Here is a 20,572-nt window from a genome sequence, read left to right as displayed (position 1 = left end):
AGGCGCCGGGGTGCCGGCCGAGGGACGCAGGGCGCCGACTACCCTGGAAGGGTGATCCTCGGCATCGACACGTCGCTCGGCTCCGCAGTGGCGGTCGTCGAGCCCGACGGCGTCATCCGCTCCGAGGTCCGGAGCCTCGACCCCCGCGGCCACGCCGAGGTCATCGGCACGCTGCTCGAGCGGGCGATGGCCGAGGCATCCGTCACCCCTTCCGACATCACGCATGTCGCCGCCGGAATGGGACCCGGCCCGTTCACCGGGCTGCGCGTCGGCATCGCCGCGGCACGCACATTCGCCCTCGGGCGTGGCCTGCCCGTCGTGCCCGTCGTGAGCCACGACGCCGTCGCGCTCGAGCTGCTGCTGCACAGCGCGCTCACGGCCGACTGGGGATTCGTCGGCGACGTCGACGACGGAGCGGCAGAGACGTTCGCGGTGGTGACGGACGCACGCCGGCGTGAATTCGCGTACACGCTGTACCGAGGGATCGACGACGACGGCCTGCCCATCCGGGTGGCCGAGCCCGCACTCGTTCCCCGCGACGAGCTCGAGGCCGCGCTCGCACACGCCGAGGCGAAACGCCGCGACGCCGACCACATCCCCGCGGCGATGCTCGCCCTCGCCGCGGCTCGCGCCCTCTCGGCCGGGCGGACGATCAGCCACGCCGACGCGCTCTACCTGCGGTCACCCGACGTCACCCTGCCCCACGCCCCGAAGCGGGTGAACCCGCTCGCGTCGGGCACGCCGGGGGAGCAGCGCACGCCGGTGTCGGCCGAGCGACAGGCCTACCAACAGCAGCGGGATGAGGCATGAGCATCCGCAGGGCCACCGCCGGCGACCTCGCCGCCATCATGACGCTCGAGCGCGCGTCGTTCCCGACCGACGCGTGGTCGGAGGCGATGATGCGCGAAGAGCTCGTGTCGCCGCACGGCTGGTATGTCGTCGACGACGAGGCCGGCCGCCTCGTCGGCTACGCGGGACTGCGCGCGGTCGCCGGGGCGAAGGATGCCGACATCCAGACCATCGCCATCGCCGATGTCTCGCGCGGCCGCGGCCGGGGGCGGTCGCTCCTGCGCACGCTGCTCGACGAGGCCGCACACCGGGAGGTCGCCCACGTCTTCCTCGAGGTGCGCGCCGACAACCCCGTGGCCCAGAAGCTGTACGCGTCGGAGGGGTTCGCCGAGATCGGCCGGAAGCCGCGGTACTACCAGCCTGATGACGTCGACGCCGTGGTGATGAAGCTCGACGTGCGGGCCTGGGCCTCTCAGCGCGCCGGCGAAACTCCACGGATTCGCTCGTCGGCCGCTCTCAGCGTCGGCGAGGCCGCGGCGACCGACGCGGATCCGTGGAGTTCTGCAGGAGGAGTGTGCACGTGAACCGGGCCGAACCGCTGGTGCTCGGCATCGAGACGAGCTGCGACGAGACCGGCATCGGGATCGTCCGCGGTCGCACGCTGCTGTCGAACACGATCGCGAGCTCGATGGACGAACACGCCCGCTACGGCGGCGTCGTGCCGGAGGTCGCCGCCCGCGCGCACCTCGAGGCGCTGCAGCCCTCGATCGAGGCGGCGCTGACCGAGTCAGGCGTCGCGCTCGCCGACCTCGACGCCGTCGCCGTGACGAGCGGTCCAGGGCTCGCCGGGGCGCTCATGGTCGGGGTCGGCGCGGCGAAGGCGCTCGCTGTGTCGCTCGAGAAGCCGCTCTACGCCGTGAACCACCTCGTCGGTCACATCGCGGCCGACGTCCTCGATGCTGAGGCGCCCCCGTTGGAGTATCCGACGGTCGCGCTCCTGGTCAGCGGCGGGCACACGTCGCTGCTCCTCGTGCGTGACCTCACCACCGACGTCGAGCTCCTCGGCGAGACGATGGACGACGCGGCCGGCGAGGCGTTCGACAAGGTCGCGCGGCTGCTCGGGCTGCCGTATCCCGGAGGGCCCGAGATCGACCGGGCCGCGGCATCCGGAGATCCGAAGGCGATCCCGTTCCCCCGCGGGCTGTCGCGGGCGTCCGACATGGCAGGGCATCGCTACGACTTCTCGTTCTCGGGGCTGAAGACGGCCGTGGCCCGCTGGGTCGAGCAGCGCGAGGCTGCGGGCGAGCCGGTTCCGGTCGCGGACGTCGCGGCGAGCTTCCGCGAAGCCGTCGTCGACGTGCTCGTGACCAAGGCGCTCGCCGCGTGCCGCGACCACGACGTGCCGCGCCTGCTGCTCGGCGGCGGCGTCATCGCCAACCGTCGCCTGCGCGAGGTGGCGCTCGAACGCGCCGTGGCCGAGGGTGTCACGGTGCGGATTCCGCCCCTGTCGCTCTGCACCGACAACGGCGCGATGATCGCCGCGCTGACTTCCGAGCTCATCATGGCGGGGCGTGCGCCCTCGACCCTCGAGTTCGGCGCCGACTCGACGCTGCCCGTCACCGAGATCCAGGTCGCGGAATCGGCATGACGGACGAACGGATGCCGCCGCCCGGCGACGACGTCACGCCTGAGCCCGTCCTGCCCGGCGCGGCGACCACGCCGCCGCCCGCCGAAACCACCGAGCCGGCCCCCGCCGCCCCGCCTCGGCCGGCCGCGAAGACGAGCGACCCGCCTGCGGACGAGACCGAGCCCGCTGGCCCGACGAGCGGCCGTGCGGAGGTCGAGACTGAGCCGGCGACGACAGACCCCGCGGCAGCGGCGACCGACGCGGCGCCGGCGGCGACGACCGATCCGGCAGCAGCCGCGACCGACGCGGCGCCGGCGGCGCCTGAACCGGCGGCAGTGACGACCGACGCGGCGCCGGCGGCGGCGACCGATCCGGCAGCAGCGGCGACCGACGCGGCGCCGGCGGCGCCTGAACCGGCGGCAGTGACGACCGACCCGGCGTCGGCCGCTACCGAGTCGCCGGCAGCCGCGGCCCGGCCCACGATCGGCGCAAGCGAACCGGCACCGATCCCGGCGCCTCCCGCGCGACCGGCCGGTCCGACCGTGACGTCGGTCTCGCCCGACGTCGATCTCGCGCAGGACGCCTCGCCACTCCCAGGGGCGCACCGCGGAGGGTTCCAGCGGCTGCCCACGGCACCGGTCGCCGTCACCGTGGAGACCGCTCCCGCCGAGCCGGGCGGGGATTTCACGCCCGACGACACGTCGTGGCACGCGACCGACTCCGCGTTCCACCGCGGCCTGGCAGGCTGGGCACTCGCCTTCGCCGTCGTCGGCCTCCTCGTTTCGCTGTTCGTCGGCTGGGGCTTCCCCATCGGGCTGGTGGCCGTGGTCTGCGCGATCCTGGCGCTGCGTCGTCCGCTCGAGAATCGCGCGCTCGCGGTGTGGGCGATCACCCTCGGCGGGCTGTCGATCCTCTACAGCGCAGGCTGGCTGCTCTACACCGCGATGCGGGCGAACCTCATCGGCTGACGCGGTTCAGCGCAAAGCCCGCGCGTCGCGCGTATGGGTGCGAAGTGCGCCCCGGGTGCGCGTGGTGCGTCACCACGTCGATCGGTGACCTCGCGGTGCCCACTGCTGGCCGACCGGTCGTCCGGTCCAGAAGTCGCCCGAGTTCCGGCACCCTGAACCCGTGATGTCCGGACATCGCGGACGCGCCGCGCGGGAGCCGGCTGCGACGCGGTCCAGAAGTCGCCGGAGTTCCGGGGTCCTGAACCTGCGATGTCCGGACGGCGCGGACGCGCCGCGCGGGAGCCGGCTGCGACGCGGTCCAGAAGTCCCGGAGGTCCGGCATCCTGAACCTGCGATGTCCGGACCGCGCTGACGCGCGGCGCCGCGCGGGAGCCGGCTGCGACGCGGTCCAGAAGTCGCCCGAGTTCCGGCATCCTGAACCCGTGATGTCCGGACATCGCGGACCGCCAGCAGCGGGGCTGGCTCAGACCCGGTCGGCGAGGATCGCGGTGCGCCGGTTGCCGATGCGCGTGAGCAGCAGCGTGGCCGACGCCGACCCGCGGAGCTTCAAGCGGGTACGCAAAGCCGAGGGATCGACATCCACCCCGCGCTTCTTGATCTCCAGACGCCCGATGTCGCGCTCGCGGAGGGCCTTGCCGAGCGCCTTCACCTCCGCCGGCAGCACTTCCCGCACGCGGAACGTCGACACGAACGGTGAGGTGAGGGCGGCATCGGACGTGAGGTACGCGATGTGCTCGTCGAGCATGCCGGCCTCGAGGCTCCGGGCGACCTCGCCGATGAGCCGTGCGCGGATGACGGCGCCGTCGGGCTCGTGCACGTAGGCACCGAGCTCGCGAGCGGGCTCGTCCGCGGCATCCGTCTCCGCCGTCAGCTCGTGCGCCCTGTCATCGCGGATGACGAGCGCCGCTCGCCGCACGCCCTCGCGAGCCAGCGCGCCCGACCACAGCACGAGCTCGACCGTCGAGCCGTCCGCGCTCACCCACTGCGCCTCGACGTCGTCGGGGATGACCTCACGATCGAGGCCGGGACCGAGTTTGACGCCGACGGGCATGTGTCGCGCGAGGTCGAAGACCCACTCCAGCGACGGTGACCAGTCCGCCGGCCGGGTGCGGGCGGTCTCGGTGTGCCCGGCCGTGCGCCGCGCGGGGTCGAGCCAGACGGCGTCGATGCCGTCGAGGTCGGTGGTCTCGGCCGTGCCGAGGCGCACCTCTACGTCGCTGCCGAACGGGGCGAGGTTGTATGCGGCGATGCCGGCGGTGACCTCGTCCGCGTCGACGGCGGTGACACGCAGCCCGAGCCCGGCGAGACCGAGGGCGTCGCCCCCGATGCCGCAGCCGAGATCGGCGATGTGCGTGAAGCCGGTGTCGCGGAACCGCGCGGCATGGCGGGCGGCGATGGACAGGCGCGTCGCCTGTTCGAGACCCGCCCGGGTGAACAGCATCCGCTCGGCGAGATCACCGAACTTCGCGCGCCCGCGCGTGCGAAGGCGGGCCTGCCCGACCACGGCGGAGACGAGATCGGGGGAGTGGCCGTCGCGGCGCAGCCGGGTCACCGCCCGCGCGACGTCGTCGGACGAGTCGACCGGCGGCATGGCGTCGAGCAGCCGGAGTCCCTCGGGCGTCAGGAGCGCCTCGAATTCGGAGAGTTCCACCCGCCGAGCCTACGGGGGTACCCCGGGGTGCATCCCCGAAACCCCCGACCGGATCCCCCTCCACGGAGGGGGGAAGTGCGGGGAACCTCCGGATGTGGCCGCGACCGCCTGGGAAGAGACTCTTCATACACCGCCACCCTGGCTCAGCGAGAAAAGGATCAATCATGGCTGACGACAACACCAACGTGCTGGGTGTTCAGACGAACATCGAAGACGTCCTCTCCAACAACGAGGTCGGGAACACCGACGTCGAGGTCGAGGACAACGTTGTCGGCAACGACGGAAACGTGGTCGGCAACGACACGGACGTCGACGTCGAGGACAACAACGTCAACAGTGCGGTCGGCAACGACGACAACAACGTGAACAGCGCCGTCGGCAACGACATCGCTTCCGACAACGAGATCGGCAACACCGACGTCGACGTCGAGGACTCCGGCAACGGCAACTTCTCCGACAACGTGGGTGGCGACGCCACCGACATCGACGACTCCGGCAACGGCAACTTCTCGGGCAACACCGACAACTCGACCGAGAACGACCTCGAGGTCGACATCGAGGACTCGGGCAACGAGGACTCGTACAACGACACCGACGTCGACATCGAAGACTCGGGCAACGAGACCGACGTCGACATCGAGGACTCGGGCAACGAGGACTCGTACAACGAGACCGACGTCGACGTCGAAGACGTCGGCAACGAGGACTCGTACAACGAGACCGACATCGACGTCGACATCACGGACTCTTTCAACGAGACCACGCTCAACGACGACTCCGTCACCGTCGGCGTGCGCCAGTACAACACCGGCGTCGGCGGCGACCTCAGCATCGGCGGCGTCCTGGGCGGCGGCGCTGCGGCTGCGGCTGCGGGTGCGGGTGCCCTTCACCTCGAGCTCGACAACCGTGCGACGGTCGTCGACCAGTCGGTGAGCCAGTCCATCGTGGCCGGCGACGACGTCAACCAGGGGTTCGGCCAGGAGGCCGTCGTCAACTCGGGTGACGCCGGAGCTGCCGCGGGCGACGACGCGACCGTCGACAACTCGTGGACCAACACCGAGGTCGGCGACGTCTCGATCGGCAACACCTGGATCGAGACCCACATCAACGACTCGTTCCAGGACAACTCGACCAACGAGTGGAACGAGTTCGAGGTCGAGATCGACGACTCGTTCAACGACTACTCGGACAACACCAACGTCGAGGTCGAGATCGAGGACGCCTTCAACGAGGAGTTCAACACCGAGGTCGAGAACGACTTCGAGTGGGAGAACAGCGGCAACTACTTCAGCCCTGGTGGGGACGTCGCAGGCGACAACCTCATCGACCTCTGATCCCTCTCTACCCTTGCCCGGTCGCCTCTCTCGAGGCGGCCGGGCAAGACCAGTTTGCGATGCGGATCGATCGCCCGGTCCGCAACCCCGAGGCCGCTCGGATGCCGTAGCGTGATGCGGGGGACATGCGTCGAGGGGGACACACGTGTCTGAAGCTGTAGTCGTCAACAAGCCGAGCCGGGAGGATGCCGAGCCGGCGGTGCCGTCCGCGGTGGAGCGTTCGACGAGCAAGGCGCTCGTCACGATCGTCGACAACGTCGGTCAGCTCGCCTCATCGACGGGGCGCGCGGACCTGGCGCGGCGGCTGGAGCACACCCACGAACGACTGCAGGACCCCAACGTGCGGGTCATCGTCGTCGGCGAGTTCAAGCAGGGCAAGAGCAAGCTCATCAACGCCCTCGTGAACGCCCCGGTGTGCCCCGTCGACGATGACGTGGCCACGAGCGTGCCGACCTCGGTCGGCTATGCGGCAACCCCCGACGCATGGGTGACCCTGCAGTCCGCGAACGAGTCCGAAGCGCCGGTCCGTCAGCAGATCGCGCTGGAAGACATCGCACAGTTCGTGTCGGAGCGCGGCAACCCCGCCAACGAGCGCAGAGTCGTCGCCGCCGAGGTCGTGCTCCCTCGCGAACTGCTCAAGGGCGGACTCCGACTGGTGGATTCACCCGGTGTCGGAGGCCTCGACTCGACGAACGCCCTCGCCACTCTGGCGGCGCTGTCATCGGCGCATGCCGTCCTGCTGGTGTCCGATGCCTCGCAGGAGTACACCGAGCCCGAGGTGCAGTTCCTCAAGCACGCCATGCGCGTGTCGCCCAACGTGGCCGCCGTGCTCGCGAAGACCGACATGTACCCGCAGTGGCGCGACATCGAGCGCATCGATCGCGCGCATCTCGGCGACATCGGGGACGTCCCGATCTTCGCGGTCTCCAGCGATCTGCGCCTCATCGCGGCCGAGGAGCAGGACCGCGAGCTCAACAGCGAGTCCGGATTCCCCGCGCTCGTGGCGCACCTCCGGCAGGAGGTGCTCGGCCGCGCGGAGATCATCCATGCGCGCAGCGCCGTGCACGATCTGGTGTCGGTGGTCGAACAGCTGAAGATGTCGCTCACCTCCGAGCTGGAGGCGATCCTCCACCCGGAGGACACCCCGAGGCTCATCGCGCAGCTCGAAGATGCCAAGGCGCGCGCGGACGACTTCCGCGGTCGCTCGTCCAAGTGGCAGATCACCCTCAACGACGGCGTCGCCGACCTCATCTCCGACATGGAGCACGACCTCCGTGATCGACTCCGCAAGGTGCAGCGCGAGGCCGAGGATGCGATCGACGAGGGCGACCCCGGCCCCATCTGGGACCAGATCACCGAATGGCTCGACCAGCGGGTGTCGGCGGCAGTCTCGGAGACGTTCGTGTGGACCGACGAGCGCTCACGGTGGCTGTCGGAGGAGGTCGCCGAGCTGTTCAGCGAAGGTGAAGCCGGCCTCCCGCTCATCGACGTGGGCGACACCGAGGGCGTGCTGGACCCGGTCGAGGGTCTGTCCGACCTCGGCCATCGTCAGATGGGCGCAGCCGAGAAGATCTTCATCGGCGTCCGCGGCTCGTATGGCGGCGTGCTCATGGTGGGCCTCGCGACCGGCCTCATCGGCTTGACCCTCATCAACCCGCTCTCACTCCTCGCCGGCGTGCTCGTCGGCCGCCGGGCGTATCGCGAAGACATGAGCTCGCGGCTGTCCCGCCGGCGGTTCGAGGCGAAGTCGCTCGTCCGCAAGTACCTCGATGAGGTGCAGTTCCAGGTGGGCAAGCAGCTGAAGGACCGCCTGCGCCTCGTCCAGCGGGCGGCGCGCGACCACTTCGGCAGCATGGCCGATGAGATCCACCGCTCCTTGTCCGATGCGGTGCTCGCCGCCAAGCAGGCGGCCGGCACCTATGCCGGAGAGAGCGAGAAGCGGGTGAAGGAGCTGAACGCCCAGGTGCAGCAGCTCGAGGCGCTCAGGGCCAGGATCCCCGCGCTGCCCCCGGCGCGGGCCCTGGAGGCGGCGAAGCGGTGAGGACCACCACCCAAGACGATACGGCCGCCCTGATCCGCGCCGCTTCGGAGCTCTATATCGATGACCCCGCGGCCATGGACGTGCTGTCCGACCTGGATCGGCGGCTGCGGGAGCCGCTGCGTCTGGCCATCGCGGGGATGGTGAAGGCCGGGAAGTCCACACTCCTGAACGCGATGCTGGGCGAGCGGCTCGCGCCGACCGACGCCGGCGAGTGCACCCGGGTGGTCACGTGGTATCGGTACTCGGCGACGCCCACCATCACGCTCCACCCCCACGACGGGCCGCCGCGGCGCATGCCGATCCGTCGCGAAGAGGGCCGCCTCGTCCTCGAGCTCGGCGACATCTCGCCGGACGAGACGGCCTGGATCGATGTGGGGTGGCCGTCGACCGGGCTGCGCAATCTCATCCTCATCGACACGCCCGGCATTGCATCGCTCTCGAAGGACGTATCGGCCCGCTCCACGGACTTCCTCGTTCCCGAGACCGAGCCGTCGTCGGCCGACGCGATCGTGTACCTCATGCGCCATATGCACGCGTCCGACCTCAAGTTCCTGGAGTCTTTCCGCGACACCGCGGCAGGGGCTTCACAGACGGTCAACGCCGTGGCCGTGCTGTCCCGTGCGGACGAGATCGGCGCCGGCCGCATCGACTCCCTGCTGTCGGCCGGCAAGGTCGCGCGGCGCTACGAGAAGGACGGCGAGCTCGCGGCGCTGTCCCTCGGTGTGGTCCCGGTCGCCGGACTCCTCGCCGAGAGCGCACGGACGATGCGCGAGGACGAGTTCAGCTCTTTCCAGGAGCTCGCCTCCCTCGAGCGCAAGGCACGAGAGGCGCTCATGGTCTCTGCCGATCGGTTCGTGCGACCCTCCGATTCGATGTCGCTGAGCGAGGAGGTTCGCCGTCAGCTCCTGAGCCGCTTCGGCATCTTCGGCGTGCGTCTCGCGAGCGCGCTCATCCGCGCCGGCGCCACGGACTCCACACAACTGTCGGAGCTGCTCGTGCAGCAGAGCGGGCTCAACGAACTCCAGCAGTTCATTCGGCTGCAGTTCCGTACGCGAGCGGCAGCGCTCAAAGTGCGGGGTGTGCTCGACGCCCTCCAGACGCTTCTGCGCGACAGCCCGCGGCCCGGCACCGAGACGATCGTCGGGGGAGTGGAGCGGATCTACGCCTCCGCGCACTCGCTGCGCGAACTGTCGCTCCTGGCCCGCGCGCGGTCGTCCGATCTGCCGTTGAGCCGGTCCGACGCCACCGAGGCGGAGCGGATCATCGGAGGTGAGGGCCCGTCCGCATCGGCCCGCCTCGGGCTGCCCGATTCGGCGACGCAGTCAGAGCTGCGCGAGAAGGTCGAGGAGCTGCTGGCGCGATGGCGAAAGCTCAGCGCGTCTCCGATCGCGGAACGGGCGACGGTCGAGGTGGCCCGTCAGGTGATCCGGAGTCTCGAAGAGGTGGCGTCAGAAGTCACCTTCGCCGCCACCGGCTCGACGGACGTCGTACTTGCGGGCGGTCCAGTGCAGAGCGCCGCGGAACGAGCTGAAGAGGAGCGCGAGGAGGGCTAGCGACCACTGTGCGAACAGCACCTGGCGAAGGACGGTGCCGTGCTCACCGGTGGCGAAGAACTCGGACGACAGCAGGAAGAGCCCGATCTGTCCCACCACCGTCGCGAGCTGCCACCACCGCGCATTCGGCTTGCGATTCGAGAACGACACCAGCAGAACGGTCTGGATCAGCAGCAGGGTGACCGCCACGGCGAAGACGGACCAGTAGAGGATGTCGGCGGCCGCCGTGTAGGTCTCCTCGCTGCGCCCCTCCGCGACGCCTTTCACGACCTCCGTGATGAGCGGTACCAGGTCTTCGCGGATCACGAACAGGTAGACGACCGCGACGCCACCGGTGAGAAGGCTCAGCACCCACAGGAGCTGACTCAGGCGCACCGTGAACGGCGGCGGAAGCTTCGTCAAGACGGGCGCGACGTTCGGGCTCGCCGTCGGCGGACGCTCAGGCGCTTCACGTCGCTCTCGCGGCGGAGGTGGAGGCGGAGTCCGGTCGCGTGAGGGGCTCGGCTGCGGGGCCAGCACCTCGGAGGCGGGCAGCTTCGCCACCGGCACGCGACCGATCGCCGTGCCGGTCGCCGGCGCCGTATCTCCGAAGCTCGGTGGCTGCGGCTTCGGGCGCGCGCTCGCGCGCCTTGGGTGTGCCAAGGCGCGCGAGCGGTCGTCGTCTTCCGGATCGGTCACGTCGGGCCTCAGAACTCCTCCTCGGACTCCGGCTCGATGTAGGTCTCGTCGATGGAGATGGCCGTCGCGTCCTCGGACTCGTAGTTGCCCTCGTTCGACACGTCGACGTCGGTCGCCGTCTCGGTCGTGGTGGTGTCGTTGAACGACTCCTCCACCTCGACGTCGACCGCCACATCCGTGGAGTTGTCGTTGACGGAGTCTTCGACGCCGACCTCGATGTCGGTCTCGGTGTTGGTCGAACCGTCGTTGAACGAGCCGTCGATGTTCGTCGTCGTGTCCTCGTTGCCGATGCTGACATCGCCGACGGTCGTCGTGTCGTTCGAGTTGTCCACGGTGGCGTCTTCGCCGGCGGCGGCGCCGTTGTCGCCGCTGTTGACTACAGCCTCCTGGTCGAAGATCTGGTTGACGTCGCCGTCCGCCCAGATGTTCTGGTTGACCGACTGGTCGACGATCGTCGCCCGGTTGTCGATCGAGAAGGACTGGGTGATGTTCGTGATCTCCTTCTCCACGGTCGTCGGCTTCGGAGGTCCGGGAGGGGCCGCCGGCTGTCCCGCCGGCTTCGGATACACGTCGGGACGGTCCACGATCACCGGCGCGACGGCCCGGACGTCGTCGACGCAGGCGTCACTGAGCCCGTTGCGGGCGAGGGTGCCCTCCGGGTCCTCCTCGAACTCCGCGGCTGCCGCGGGGTCATTGAGCAGACTGAGGATGAACTCGATCAGTGCATCGGCGATTGTTGCGAGCGGTGTTGTCATGTCTCGGCTCCTGTCACTTCGAGGCTCATTCTCGAGAGTAGGTGGTTGGTGTGTTCGGTGAATCGGGGGTTTCCCCGATGCCGACGGGAGGCGGCACGGGGATCTGCGCGGGCAGGCGAGGGCATCAGGTGTTCCCGTCCGCGGAAAGGCCGGTCGGGCTCAGCGCGACACGCAGCTTGGCGATCAGATCCGAGCGCGATGTCGCTCCGAGTCGGCGCCGGATGCTCGCGATGTGATGCTCGGCCGTGCGTGGTGAGATGAAGATCGTCTCGCCGATCTCGGCGTACGTCTTGCCCTGCACGACCAGGCGCGCGACATCCGTCTCGCGCTCACTGAGTCCGGCGGCTGCGCTCGCGCGGGATGCCGGGGAGCTCTCCGCCGACGCATCGGTCGCGCGGGTCTCCTGCGGGTGCAGTTCGCGCGCGCACGCGAGCAGGCGGGCGGAGACCTTCCGGTCGTCCGAGCGGTTGGCGCCGTGTCGCGCGAGGCGTGCGGCGTCCCACCTCAGCCCGATGGCGCCGAGCCCCTGGGCCGAGGCTTCGACGGCGTCGGCGTCCACCGTCCCGGCGAGCACCGACGTCCACAGGCGTCCGGCGGTGGCCATCGTCGCCGCCACGCGGCTGCCGGGCGCGGCGTCGACGAGCGCATGCGCGTGCGGGCCGAGGTAGTCGGGGTGGTCCAGCAGGATCCCGCGCTGGATGCCGGCCCACCGCAGGTGCGCGGCCCAGACCGGCGGCGAACCCAGCGACTCCACGATGCGCAGGGCCTGTGCGAACAGCGGCTGCGTCGCCGACTCGTCGCCGAGGCGCGAGCCGGCGGTCACGAGTTCCGCGACCGGCAGCAGAGTGTAGAGGTCGACGTCCGCGTCCAGCAGGCTGTCGCGCCCGGACTCCCATGCCTCGGCGAGGCCTGCGGCATCCTCGTACCGTCGCGCGAGGCCGACGCGGATGGCCTGCGCCAGCAGGTCGTCCCGCGGCACCGGCGTCGGTGCGAGGGTGAGCGCGGCGTCGAGGTCCTCGCGCGCCTTCCCGCCCTGGGCGAGACCGAGTGCGATCCACGCGCGCCACAGCAGCAGCCGCGAGAGCATCCACGGTGTTCCCGTGTGACCCTCGATGGCCGCGTCGATGACCGATCGCCCCGTCGAGAGGTCGCCGGAGCTGATCGCGGCGACCGCGGCGATCACGGCGGGAAGCTCCGGCATGGGTGCCGAGGACCGGGACGCGGTGTACAGATGAGACCCGCGAACGAGGTCGGCGAGCGCGGTGTCGGCCCGGTCTGCCCGCAGCGATGCACGCAGACCTCGATGGACGAGCTTCATCGCAACGGTGAGGGTCGAGGGCGCCGCGAGCGCGGCCGTTGCCGTCTTGCCCTCGTCATCCTGCGCGCGAGGATCCCCGACGCCGATCCGGGCGATGTACTCGCGAGCGGACGCCTCGGCCGACGCGGGAGGCAGCACGTCGTAGACGGTGCACCCGGTCTGCAGCATCCCCCGCATCGACCAGGTCGCCGCGGCGACATCGGCGAGCCGGGTGTCCACCGCGGCGTCGCGCTCGCCGGACGCCATGGCCTCATCGATGTGATGCGCGGCGCCGTCGACGTCTCCGGTCGCCCAGGCCACCTGCGCCCGCTTCGCATGCAGGTCGGCGGACGATGTCCCCGCCTCGGCGGCGGCGCGGTAGAAGCTGCCGGCGCGCGCCGGATCCGCGTCGATCAACTGGTCCCCGCGTTCGACGAGCGCCGCCCCCAGCCGAGGGTCGGACACGTCCGACAGCCAGTCGGTTCCGTGCTGGGCAGCCGGGTCGACACCCCCGGGATGGGCCGTCAGCAGTTCGACGAGCCGGCGCGTGGGAAGGGTCGCGCGGACGGCGGTGCGCACGACGGGCACCGGTCGGCCATTGCGCAGGAGCAGGCCGTCGGCGTACGCCTGGACGAGGATCCCCTCCGAGTCGCCGCGCAGCTCGGGGTCGAGCGGATTCTCCTCCGCCGCCGCCACGCTGACCGCTTCGACCGCTCGTCTCACGTCCGTGTCGACCACCCCGAGGCGGTGGGCGACGCTCTGCTCGAGCACACGACCGAGCGCTGAGTGGTCGATGTCGTCGGCGCAGTCCCTCTCGTCGTGTGCCGACAGTGCCGCCGACACGAGCCATGAGACGCCGCCGGTGATCTCGAGGATGTGATCCAGGCACGGCGCCGGGATGTCGCGACCCGTTCCCGCGAGGTAGTCCAGGACGTCCGAGCGCGTCACGTGTCCGAGGACGACCGCGGGGCGGCTGCGCTCCAGGTGTCGCGCGATGCTCGCCAGCTCGTGCGAGCTCGGCCACGGCCTGCTCGTCACGACGAGCGCGGTGTCCGGATCCGCGGCCCGCACGATGAGGCCCTCGATCTGCGCCGGCGGCAGCAGATGCAGATCGTCGACGAGCAGCACGCTGGCGGCGGGAACGCCCGTCACGTCGGTGTCGGGCCCGAGCAGGTGCAGCGGCACACGGTTGCGGGTGAGGAATCGCTGGGCCCCGCGCAGGATCGTCGACTTGCCCGATCCGGCGTTGCCCGAGATGAGCATGCGAGGCGGCGTTTCGCGTGTGGCGAGAGCGTCGATGAGGGGATGCGCATGGCGAGATCCTGTGAAGTCGGCGGCGTCGAAGAACGTAGCCAGTGCGGCTGTCGGCGTTGACATGAGATTCCCCAGGCGAACCCGGCGTCAGGGGACGATCTCGGGCGCGGGTGAGGTCTCGGGCGCCGGCTGCAGATCAGCGGGGGCCGGCTCCGGCTCGGGGTCGGCCGGTGGAGTCGTGGGCTCGGGTTCGGGCTCGGGCTCGGGCTCCGGCTCCGGCTCCGGCTCCGGTTCGGGCTCCGGCTGGGTGGTCGGCTCCGGTTCCGGCTCCGGCTGCGTCGCCGGCTCGGGTTCCGGCTGGGTGGTCGGCTCGGGTTGCGGCTGTGTCGTCTGGCCCGGCGTCTCGCCGCCGGTCGACGTGGGAGCGGTGCCCGACGATCCGGCGGCCGGCTGCGTGGACGTGCCTTCCTTCGTCGCGGCCGTCGTCGTGGTCGTGGTGGTCCGGTCCGGCCCCGCCTTCGAGACCGGAGGGTCGTTCTGCGACTTCGGCTTCCCGGCCTTCGGATTCACCGTGCCGCCTGCCCTCTTGTCCGGCTCGGGAGCCGTCGCGGTCTCGGGTGGGTTCGCTTCACCGGCGGGCTCCACCTGAGCGGCGGGGTCGGCCTCAGCCTTGGCGGGTGCGGGGGCGGCCGGGTCCCAGCCCGACAGTGAAAGGAAAGTGCCGCTCCCGTTGCCGAGCGTCATGGTGCTGCCGAAGATGATCGCCGCGGCGACGAGGGCCGCCGCCGCCGAGATGGCGATGTAGTGGCGCGCGCCGTGCGCCGACGATGCCGCGACGGGCGCGACCGGTGCCGCGAGCGCAGCGCCGGCCGGGAGGGCGAGCTCCAGCCCGCCGGCCGAGGCGCCTTCATAGACGACGAGCTCTCCCGGAGCGGCGATCTCGCGATCCATCGCGCGGACGAGAGCCGTGTGGGCCGCGCCGAGCGCGATGGACGCCTTCGGGTCCGCGTCGATCGCGGTCGGCCGGTCCAGGCGCTCGGAGATCCGCTGCGTGACCAGCGGGATCCGCGAGGATCCGCCGATGAGCAGCACCGACTCGAGCTGCTCGGGCTCGACGTCGGCCGCTTCCAGGGCATCCTCGAGCACGTCGACCGTCTGCGCGACGTAGGGATCGATCATGTCCTCGAACTCGGCGCGCGTCAGTCGCACGCTCGAGCGGCCGGCCTGCAGCAGAACCGGGATGACGACATCGGAGTCGAACGACAGTGCCTCCTTGGCGTCGACGCATTCGCGGCGAAGCTGCGACAGCGCGATCCGCGCGTCGGCGGAGGAGTCGTCCAGCGCCTCGGGGGAGACCTCGGCGGAGCGCAGCACGTGGCGCACCACGGCGTCGTCGAAGTCGGCCCCGCCGAGATTGTCGAGCCCCATCGGCTCTCCCACGAGCTCGAACGAGGTCTCGGTCTTCCGCAGCAGCACGCAGTCGAACGTGCCGCCGCCCAGGTCGTAGACGGCGATCGTCTCTCCCGGCTCGAGCACACGCGACGCCTCGTAGTGCCGCGCCGCGGCTTCGGGCTCGGTGATGAACTCCACATCGCGGATGCCGATCGCTGCGAACGCCGAGCTGATCGTTCCGACACGGTGCGGACCCCACATCGCAGGGTGCGTGATGATGACACCTGCCGGCGCGCCGCCCTCGCGTTCGGTCACCGCGTCGATGACCCCCGCCACCGTCCGCGCGTACAGCTCTTCGGCCGGGATCGACTGGTCGCCGACGACCAGCGGCACCTCGTCGCCGATGCTCCGCTTGAACTCGCGGATCAGTCGCTCGGGCGCGCCGACGCCGCGGCGTTCCGCAGCATCCCCGAAGAGGAGTTCGCCGTCCTCGGCGACGAAGACCACCGTCGCGACGCTGTCGCCGCGACGCCCGAGTGGAAACGCGGCAGCCGTGATGCTGCCGTCCGAAGCGACGCGCGCTGTCGCTGCTCCCAGCCTGCTGGTCCCGAGATCCACAGCCAGGAAATACCGCTCAGCCATGATGAAGCATGCCCCCACGTTGTGTGCGAGCTCCCCCGAACTCGCAGCGATCCTCTCTCCCCAGAGATGAGTCGCTGCTGCGATGATACGCCGCGGCCGGACAAAGCCTCAAGGGCATGTGTCGGTTGTGTTTCGGGCAGGTGTGTACGAGGCGCCGGGTGTGACGCCGCAATTGGCACTCACGTTGCATGAGTGCCAGACGGTTGCCTAGACTGTCATCAGCACTCTCAACGTCAGAGTGCTAACGAGTCTTAGTCTCAAGAAAGAAGAGGTAGACCGTGTCGGTTTCCATCAAGCCGCTCGAGGACCGCATCGTCATCAAGCAGGTCGAGGCCGAGCAGACCACTTCCAGCGGTCTGGTCATCCCCGACACTGCCAAGGAGAAGCCCCAGGAGGGCGAGGTCTTCGCGGTGGGTCCGGGTCGCATCGACGACAACGGCAACCGCATCCCGCTCGACGTCGCCGTCGGCGACCGCGTGATCTACAGCAAGTACGGCGGCACCGAGGTGAAGTTCGGTGGCGACGAGTTCCTCGTCCTGTCGGCTCGCGACGTGCTCGCGGTCGTCGTTCGCTGAGTTCCGCGCACAGCGCGTACCGAGAGGGTCGGATGCTTCGGCATCCGGCCCTCTCGTCATGCCCGGCGTGGGAGCGCGCATGGTTCAGGTGTCACGAACGGCGGGTTCCTGGGCGACGTTGCGGCATGTCGTGACCCTCGAGGCTGGTCGGAGCGGTCCACCCTCCGCGGCTGGCCGGACCTGCTCGGACGTAGGCTTGTGCGGTGACTCCCGAACCGTCCTCGAAACCTGGCGAAGGCGGCATCGACGAACTCGCGCAAGCCGCCGCTGCGACCGGCGGGATCGCTCTGCCCGCGGCATCCGGATCGGAGCTCCACTCCTCGCGGGAGCGGAGAATCGGCGGCGTGTACGCCTTCAGCGCATACCTGCTCTGGGGCTTCATGCCGCTGTACTTCCTGCTGCTCGTGCCGACCGGGCCGTGGGAGCTCGTGGCATGGCGCATCGTGCTGTCGCTCGGATTCTGCGCCCTTCTGCTCACGGTGACGCGCACGTGGCCCCGGCTGGCGGTGATCTTCCGGCAGCCGCGCCTGCTGGGGCTCACCGTGATCGCCGGCCTGCTGATCTACGTGAACTGGCAGGTCTTCATCTACGGCGCGTTGAGCGACCAGGTGATCGAGACCAGCCTGGGCTACTTCATCAATCCCATCGCGACGGTGCTGCTCGCGGTGCTGGTGCTGCACGAGCGCCTTCGCACGACGCAGTGGGTCGCGATCGGCATCGCGGCTGTCGCCGTGCTCGTCATCGTCATCGGCTACGGGGCCTTCCCGTGGATCGCACTCACGCTCGCGGCATCCTTCGGCGTCTACGGCCTGGTGAAGAAGAAGGTCGGTCCGTCGGTCGACGCGGTGAGCGGTCTCACGCTCGAGACGCTGTGGCTCACCCCGATCGCGACGGTCGTCCTGGTGGTCGTGGGCGTCACGCAGGGCCTCACGATGGGTGCGAACGGCTGGGAGCATGCGGTGCTGCTGGGCCTCGCGGGCATCGTCACCGCGATTCCGCTGCTGCTCTTCGCCGCCGGCGCGCGACGCGTGTCGCTGACGACGATCGGCCTGCTGCAGTTCGTCGCGCCGGTGCTGCAGTTCATCATCGGCGTGTGGGTGCTTCACGAGCCCATGCCCGTCGAGCGCTGGATCGGCTTCGGGCTGGTGTGGGTGGCGCTCGTCGTGCTCACGGTGGACTCGGTGCTGTACGCCCGGCGCACGCGCGCCGCGCGCTGACGCCGGCGTTTGCCGCGCTGCCTGCGGTGATTCCGGCGCCCGGCGCGCGCTGGGCGCTCACGCCGGCGTCCGCCGGCGGCGCCGCGGTGACTCCGGTGACGTGACGCGCCCCCGTTGGATGCGGTGAAACCGCGGATCCGCGTTGAGACCGGGGGCTGACGTCCTCGGTCTCGGCCGCAACCCCCGGTTTCGGTGATCGTGCCCCGGTCTCGCGGCTTCAGCGCACGAGGCGGGCGATGGCCTGCGTGGCTTCGGTGATCTTCGCGTCGGCCTCGGCGCCGCCCAGGCGTGCAGCATCCACCACGCAGTGGCGCAGGTGGTCGTCGAGGAGCCCCACGGCGACGGCCTCGAGCGCGGAGGTCAGGGCACTGATCTGCGTGAGGATGTCGATGCAGTACTTCTCGTCTTCGACCATCTTGTGGATGCCGCGGGCCTGCCCCTCGATGCGCTTGAGGCGGTTGAGGTACTTGTCCTTGTCCGTGATGTAGCCGTGGTGTGCGGCGTCGGCGCCGGGCGCGGAGGCGTGGTCGAGGATCGCGTCGCCGTGAGTGTCGATCGTCATGTCTGTCTGTCCTTCATTGTGAACAATGTTCATTATGTATAAGGGTGGAAACGTGGAGCCATCAGCGCCGTCCGCTACGAGGCTCCGACCAGCGCGGAGGGCACCGGTTCCTTCCGCGATGCGCGGCCGCCGGTACCGCCGGACAGGCTCCGGAACCTCCGCAGCCGCAGGCTGTTGCCCACCACGAACACGCTCGAGAACGCCATCGCCGCTCCCGCGATCATAGGGTTCAGCAGGCCGAGCGCGGCGAGGGGGATGGCCGCGACGTTGTAGGCGAAGGCCCAGAACAGGTTGACCTTGATCGTGCGGAGAGTGGCGCGTGACAGGCGGATCGCGTCGGCCGCGCTGCGCAGATCGCCCCGCACCAGCGTGATGTCGGATGCCTCGATCGCGGCATCCGTCCCGGTTCCCATCGCGAGACCGAGGTCGGCCTGGGCGAGCGCGGCGGCGTCGTTCACGCCGTCGCCGACCATCGCGACGACGCGCCCCTCCGCCTGCAGCTGCGTGATGACCGCGACCTTGTCGCGCGGCAGCACCTCGGCGATCACGCGCTCGATGCCGACCTCGTCGGCGATCGCGCGCGCCGCGGCCGCGTTGTCACCGGTGAGCAGCACCGGCGTGAGCCCGAGGGCCCGCAGCTGCGCGACCGCCTCGGCGCTCGTGGGCTTCAGCTGATCCGCGACCACGAAGAGTCCCCGCACCTCGCCGTCCCACGCGGCCAGCACCGCCGTGCGCCCGAGCGCTTCGGCCGACGCCTTCGCGGCGGCGAGCTCCGCGGGCAGGGTCAGCGTCCAGTCGGCCAGCAGCGACTCGCGTCCGACGAGCACGGCGTGCCCGTCGACGATGCCCGACACGCCCTTGCCCGGCACGTTCTGGAACGACTCGACGGCGGGGAGGGCGCCGACCTCGGCCACGGCGCCCCGCGCGATCGCCTGTGCGATCGGGTGCTCCGAGGCGTGCTCGACGGCGCCCGCCAGACGCAGCAGCTCGGCCCGTGCTCCGGCAGACGCCGAGCCGGCCGCGGCTGGAGTGGATGCGGCATCCGTTCCCGCGTTCGCGGAGGCCGCACCGGCGACCACGACGTCGATCAGCGACATGCGCCCCATCGTGACGGTGCCGGTCTTGTCGAGCACGACGGTGTCGACGGTGCGTGTGGATTCGAGCACCTCAGGACCCTTGATCAGGATGCCGAGCTGAGCCCCGCGGCCGGTGCCGACGAGCAGCGCGGTCGGGGTGGCGAGGCCGAGCGCACACGGGCAGGCGATGATCAGCACCGCGACCGCGGCGGTGAACGCCATCGACGCGGAGGCACCCGTGAGCAGCCAGCCCGCGAGTGTGCCGAGCGCGATCAGCAGAACGATCGGCACGAAGACGCCGGAGATGCGATCGGCCAGGCGCTGCACCTTCGCCTTGCCCGACTGCGCGTCCTCCACGAGTCGCGCCATCTGCGCGAGCTGGGTGTCGTCGCCCACGCGCGTCGCGCGCACCACCAGGCGCCCGCCCACGTTGACCGTGGCGCCGACCACGGAGTCGCCGGGTGCGACCTCGACCGGCACGGATTCACCCGTGACCATCGAGGCGTCGACAGCCGACGTGCCCGAGGCCACGATCCCGTCGGTCGCGATCTTCTCGCCCGGGCGCACGACGAACTCATCGCCGGCGCGCAGGTCGGCGATCGGCACCCGCACCTCGTCGCCGGAAGAACGCAGCACCGCCACGTCCTTCGCACCGATCTCGAGCAGCGCGCGCAGGGCGGCGCCCGCCCGGCGCTTGGAGCGCTGCTCGAAGTACCTTCCGGCCAGGACGAAGGTCGTCACACCGGCGGCGACCTCGAGATAGATGTCGCCGGCGCCATCGCTCGGGGTCACCGACCACTCGAAGGCGTGCGTCATGCCGGGCATGCCGGCGTGGCCGAGGAAGAGCGCGTAGAGCGACCAGAGGAACGCGGCCGAGACGCCCAGCGAGATCAGCGTGTCCATCGTGGCGGCGCCGTGGCGCAGATTGACCCACGCCGCCCGGTGGAACGGCCAGGCGCCCCACACCACGACCGGCGCCGCGAGCGCCAGCGACGCCCACTGCCAGTAGGTGAACTGCAGCGCCGGGATCATCGCCAGCAGGATCACCGGCGTCGACAGCACGATCGACCCGATCAGGCGCTGACGCAGGCTCGTGAGCTCCGGGTCGGCCGCATCACCCGAGACCGGCTCGACGGCCGGCGGGGCGGGGGGGGGGGGCGG

At 70.5% G+C, this 20,572-nt stretch carries 16 protein-coding genes; 9 read left to right on the top strand and 7 right to left on the bottom strand.

Annotated elements, in window-relative coordinates; translation table 11 throughout:
* Window positions 1-51: 51 nt before the first annotated feature.
* The 4 genes from tsaB to B1729_RS20580 are packed head-to-tail and all read left to right on the top strand — an operon-like array spanning window position 52 to window position 3,384.
* Window positions 52-810 (top strand): tRNA (adenosine(37)-N6)-threonylcarbamoyltransferase complex dimerization subunit type 1 TsaB, encoded by a 759-nt coding sequence (gene tsaB / locus B1729_RS07445; protein WP_163631699.1) that lies wholly within the window; start codon window positions 52-54, stop codon window positions 808-810.
* A complete protein-coding gene (gene rimI, locus B1729_RS07440; protein ID WP_163631696.1) occupies window positions 807-1,373 on the top strand; it encodes a ribosomal protein S18-alanine N-acetyltransferase in 567 nt (188 codons plus the stop codon). Before tsaB ends, rimI begins: the two co-directional genes overlap by 4 nt.
* Window positions 1,370-2,437 (top strand): tRNA (adenosine(37)-N6)-threonylcarbamoyltransferase complex transferase subunit TsaD, encoded by a 1,068-nt coding sequence (tsaD, locus tag B1729_RS07435; RefSeq protein ID WP_163631694.1) that lies wholly within the window; start codon window positions 1,370-1,372, stop codon window positions 2,435-2,437. Before rimI ends, tsaD begins: the two co-directional genes overlap by 4 nt.
* Window positions 2,434-3,384, top strand: coding sequence for a DUF4190 domain-containing protein (locus B1729_RS20580; protein WP_204318884.1), 951 nt, complete (start codon window positions 2,434-2,436; stop codon window positions 3,382-3,384). The genes tsaD and B1729_RS20580 overlap by 4 nt, the downstream gene beginning before the upstream one ends.
* Before the next feature lie 463 nt (window positions 3,385-3,847).
* Here the strand turns inward: B1729_RS20580 and B1729_RS07425 are convergent, their stop codons facing one another.
* Complete coding sequence (locus B1729_RS07425; RefSeq protein WP_163631691.1) at window positions 3,848-5,035, bottom strand: class I SAM-dependent methyltransferase; 1,188 nt, start codon at window positions 5,033-5,035, stop codon at window positions 3,848-3,850.
* Window positions 5,036-5,199: 164 nt separating this feature from the next.
* Here B1729_RS07425 and B1729_RS07420 point away from each other — a divergent pair, with 164 nt between their 5' ends.
* The 3 genes from B1729_RS07420 to B1729_RS07410 all read left to right on the top strand — a co-directional run bounded on the left by B1729_RS07420 (window position 5,200) and on the right by B1729_RS07410 (window position 9,963).
* Window positions 5,200-6,369: a hypothetical protein gene (locus tag B1729_RS07420; protein WP_163618113.1), complete on the top strand. Its 1,170-nt coding sequence runs from the start codon at window positions 5,200-5,202 to the stop codon at window positions 6,367-6,369.
* Between the two features lie 145 nt (window positions 6,370-6,514).
* The gene (locus tag B1729_RS07415) at window positions 6,515-8,410 is read left to right on the top strand and encodes a dynamin family protein (protein WP_239525923.1); all 1,896 of its coding nucleotides are present in this window, start codon (window positions 6,515-6,517) and stop codon (window positions 8,408-8,410) included.
* Window positions 8,407-9,963, top strand: coding sequence for a dynamin family protein (locus tag B1729_RS07410; RefSeq protein ID WP_163631688.1), 1,557 nt, complete (start codon window positions 8,407-8,409; stop codon window positions 9,961-9,963). Before B1729_RS07415 ends, B1729_RS07410 begins: the two co-directional genes overlap by 4 nt.
* On the opposite strand, the gene B1729_RS07405 is transcribed toward B1729_RS07410, so the two are convergent.
* From B1729_RS07405 to B1729_RS07390, 4 genes are all read right to left on the bottom strand, one after another.
* Window positions 9,859-10,365 carry a hypothetical protein gene (locus tag B1729_RS07405; RefSeq protein ID WP_163631685.1) on the bottom strand — a complete coding sequence of 169 codons (507 nt, stop codon included), beginning with the start codon at window positions 10,363-10,365 and terminating at the stop codon, window positions 9,859-9,861. The two genes, B1729_RS07410 and B1729_RS07405, sit on opposite strands and share 105 nt — an antisense overlap.
* A 284-nt stretch (window positions 10,366-10,649) precedes the next feature.
* A complete protein-coding gene (locus B1729_RS07400; RefSeq protein ID WP_163618110.1) occupies window positions 10,650-11,396 on the bottom strand; it encodes an IniB N-terminal domain-containing protein in 747 nt (248 codons plus the stop codon).
* 124 nt (window positions 11,397-11,520) lie between these two features.
* The gene (locus B1729_RS07395) at window positions 11,521-14,070 is read right to left on the bottom strand and encodes a helix-turn-helix transcriptional regulator (RefSeq protein ID WP_163631682.1); all 2,550 of its coding nucleotides are present in this window, start codon (window positions 14,068-14,070) and stop codon (window positions 11,521-11,523) included.
* Between the two features lie 24 nt (window positions 14,071-14,094).
* Window positions 14,095-15,981 (bottom strand): Hsp70 family protein, encoded by a 1,887-nt coding sequence (locus B1729_RS07390; RefSeq protein WP_163631679.1) that lies wholly within the window; start codon window positions 15,979-15,981, stop codon window positions 14,095-14,097.
* A 278-nt stretch (window positions 15,982-16,259) separates the two neighbouring features.
* On the opposite strand from B1729_RS07390, the gene groES reads away from it, so the two are divergent.
* Entirely contained in the window at window positions 16,260-16,556 is a 297-nt protein-coding gene (groES, locus tag B1729_RS07385) for a co-chaperone GroES (RefSeq protein ID WP_163618107.1), read from the top strand.
* A gap of 203 nt (window positions 16,557-16,759) precedes the next feature.
* Window positions 16,760-17,773 (top strand): EamA family transporter RarD, encoded by a 1,014-nt coding sequence (gene rarD, locus B1729_RS07380; protein WP_163631676.1) that lies wholly within the window; start codon window positions 16,760-16,762, stop codon window positions 17,771-17,773.
* Between the two features lie 217 nt (window positions 17,774-17,990).
* Here the strand turns inward: rarD and B1729_RS07375 are convergent, their stop codons facing one another.
* Together B1729_RS07375 and B1729_RS07370 are read right to left on the bottom strand one after the other, a co-directional pair.
* Complete coding sequence (locus tag B1729_RS07375) at window positions 17,991-18,335, bottom strand: metal-sensitive transcriptional regulator (RefSeq protein ID WP_239525921.1); 345 nt, start codon at window positions 18,333-18,335, stop codon at window positions 17,991-17,993.
* Between the two features lie 74 nt (window positions 18,336-18,409).
* Window positions 18,410-20,572, bottom strand: a 2,163-nt coding sequence (locus tag B1729_RS07370) for a copper-translocating P-type ATPase (RefSeq protein WP_163631673.1), incomplete at its 5' end; no start/stop codon positions are given.

Origin of the sequence: Microbacterium sp. B35-04, assembly GCF_010634885.1 — a bacterium.
Lineage (GTDB): Bacteria > Actinomycetota > Actinomycetes > Actinomycetales > Microbacteriaceae > Microbacterium.
Note: the sequence above shows the minus strand (reverse complement) of the source record. Positions and strands in the feature narration are given on the sequence as shown.

Excerpts from the sequence above, each read along its gene's own strand:
- rimI (WP_163631696.1), top strand. The coding sequence starts at position 807 with ATGAGCATCCGCAGGGCCACCGCCGGCGACCTCGCCGCCATCATGACG.
- B1729_RS20580 (WP_204318884.1), top strand. The coding sequence starts at position 2,434 with ATGACGGACGAACGGATGCCGCCGCCCGGCGACGACGTCACGCCTGAG.
- B1729_RS07420 (WP_163618113.1), top strand. The coding sequence starts at position 5,200 with ATGGCTGACGACAACACCAACGTGCTGGGTGTTCAGACGAACATCGAA.
- B1729_RS07400 (WP_163618110.1), bottom strand. The coding sequence starts at position 11,396 with ATGACAACACCGCTCGCAACAATCGCCGATGCACTGATCGAGTTCATC.
- B1729_RS07395 (WP_163631682.1), bottom strand. The coding sequence starts at position 14,070 with ATGTCAACGCCGACAGCCGCACTGGCTACGTTCTTCGACGCCGCCGAC.
- B1729_RS07390 (WP_163631679.1), bottom strand. The coding sequence starts at position 15,981 with ATGGCTGAGCGGTATTTCCTGGCTGTGGATCTCGGGACCAGCAGGCTG.
- B1729_RS07375 (WP_239525921.1), bottom strand. The coding sequence starts at position 18,335 with ATGACGATCGACACTCACGGCGACGCGATCCTCGACCACGCCTCCGCG.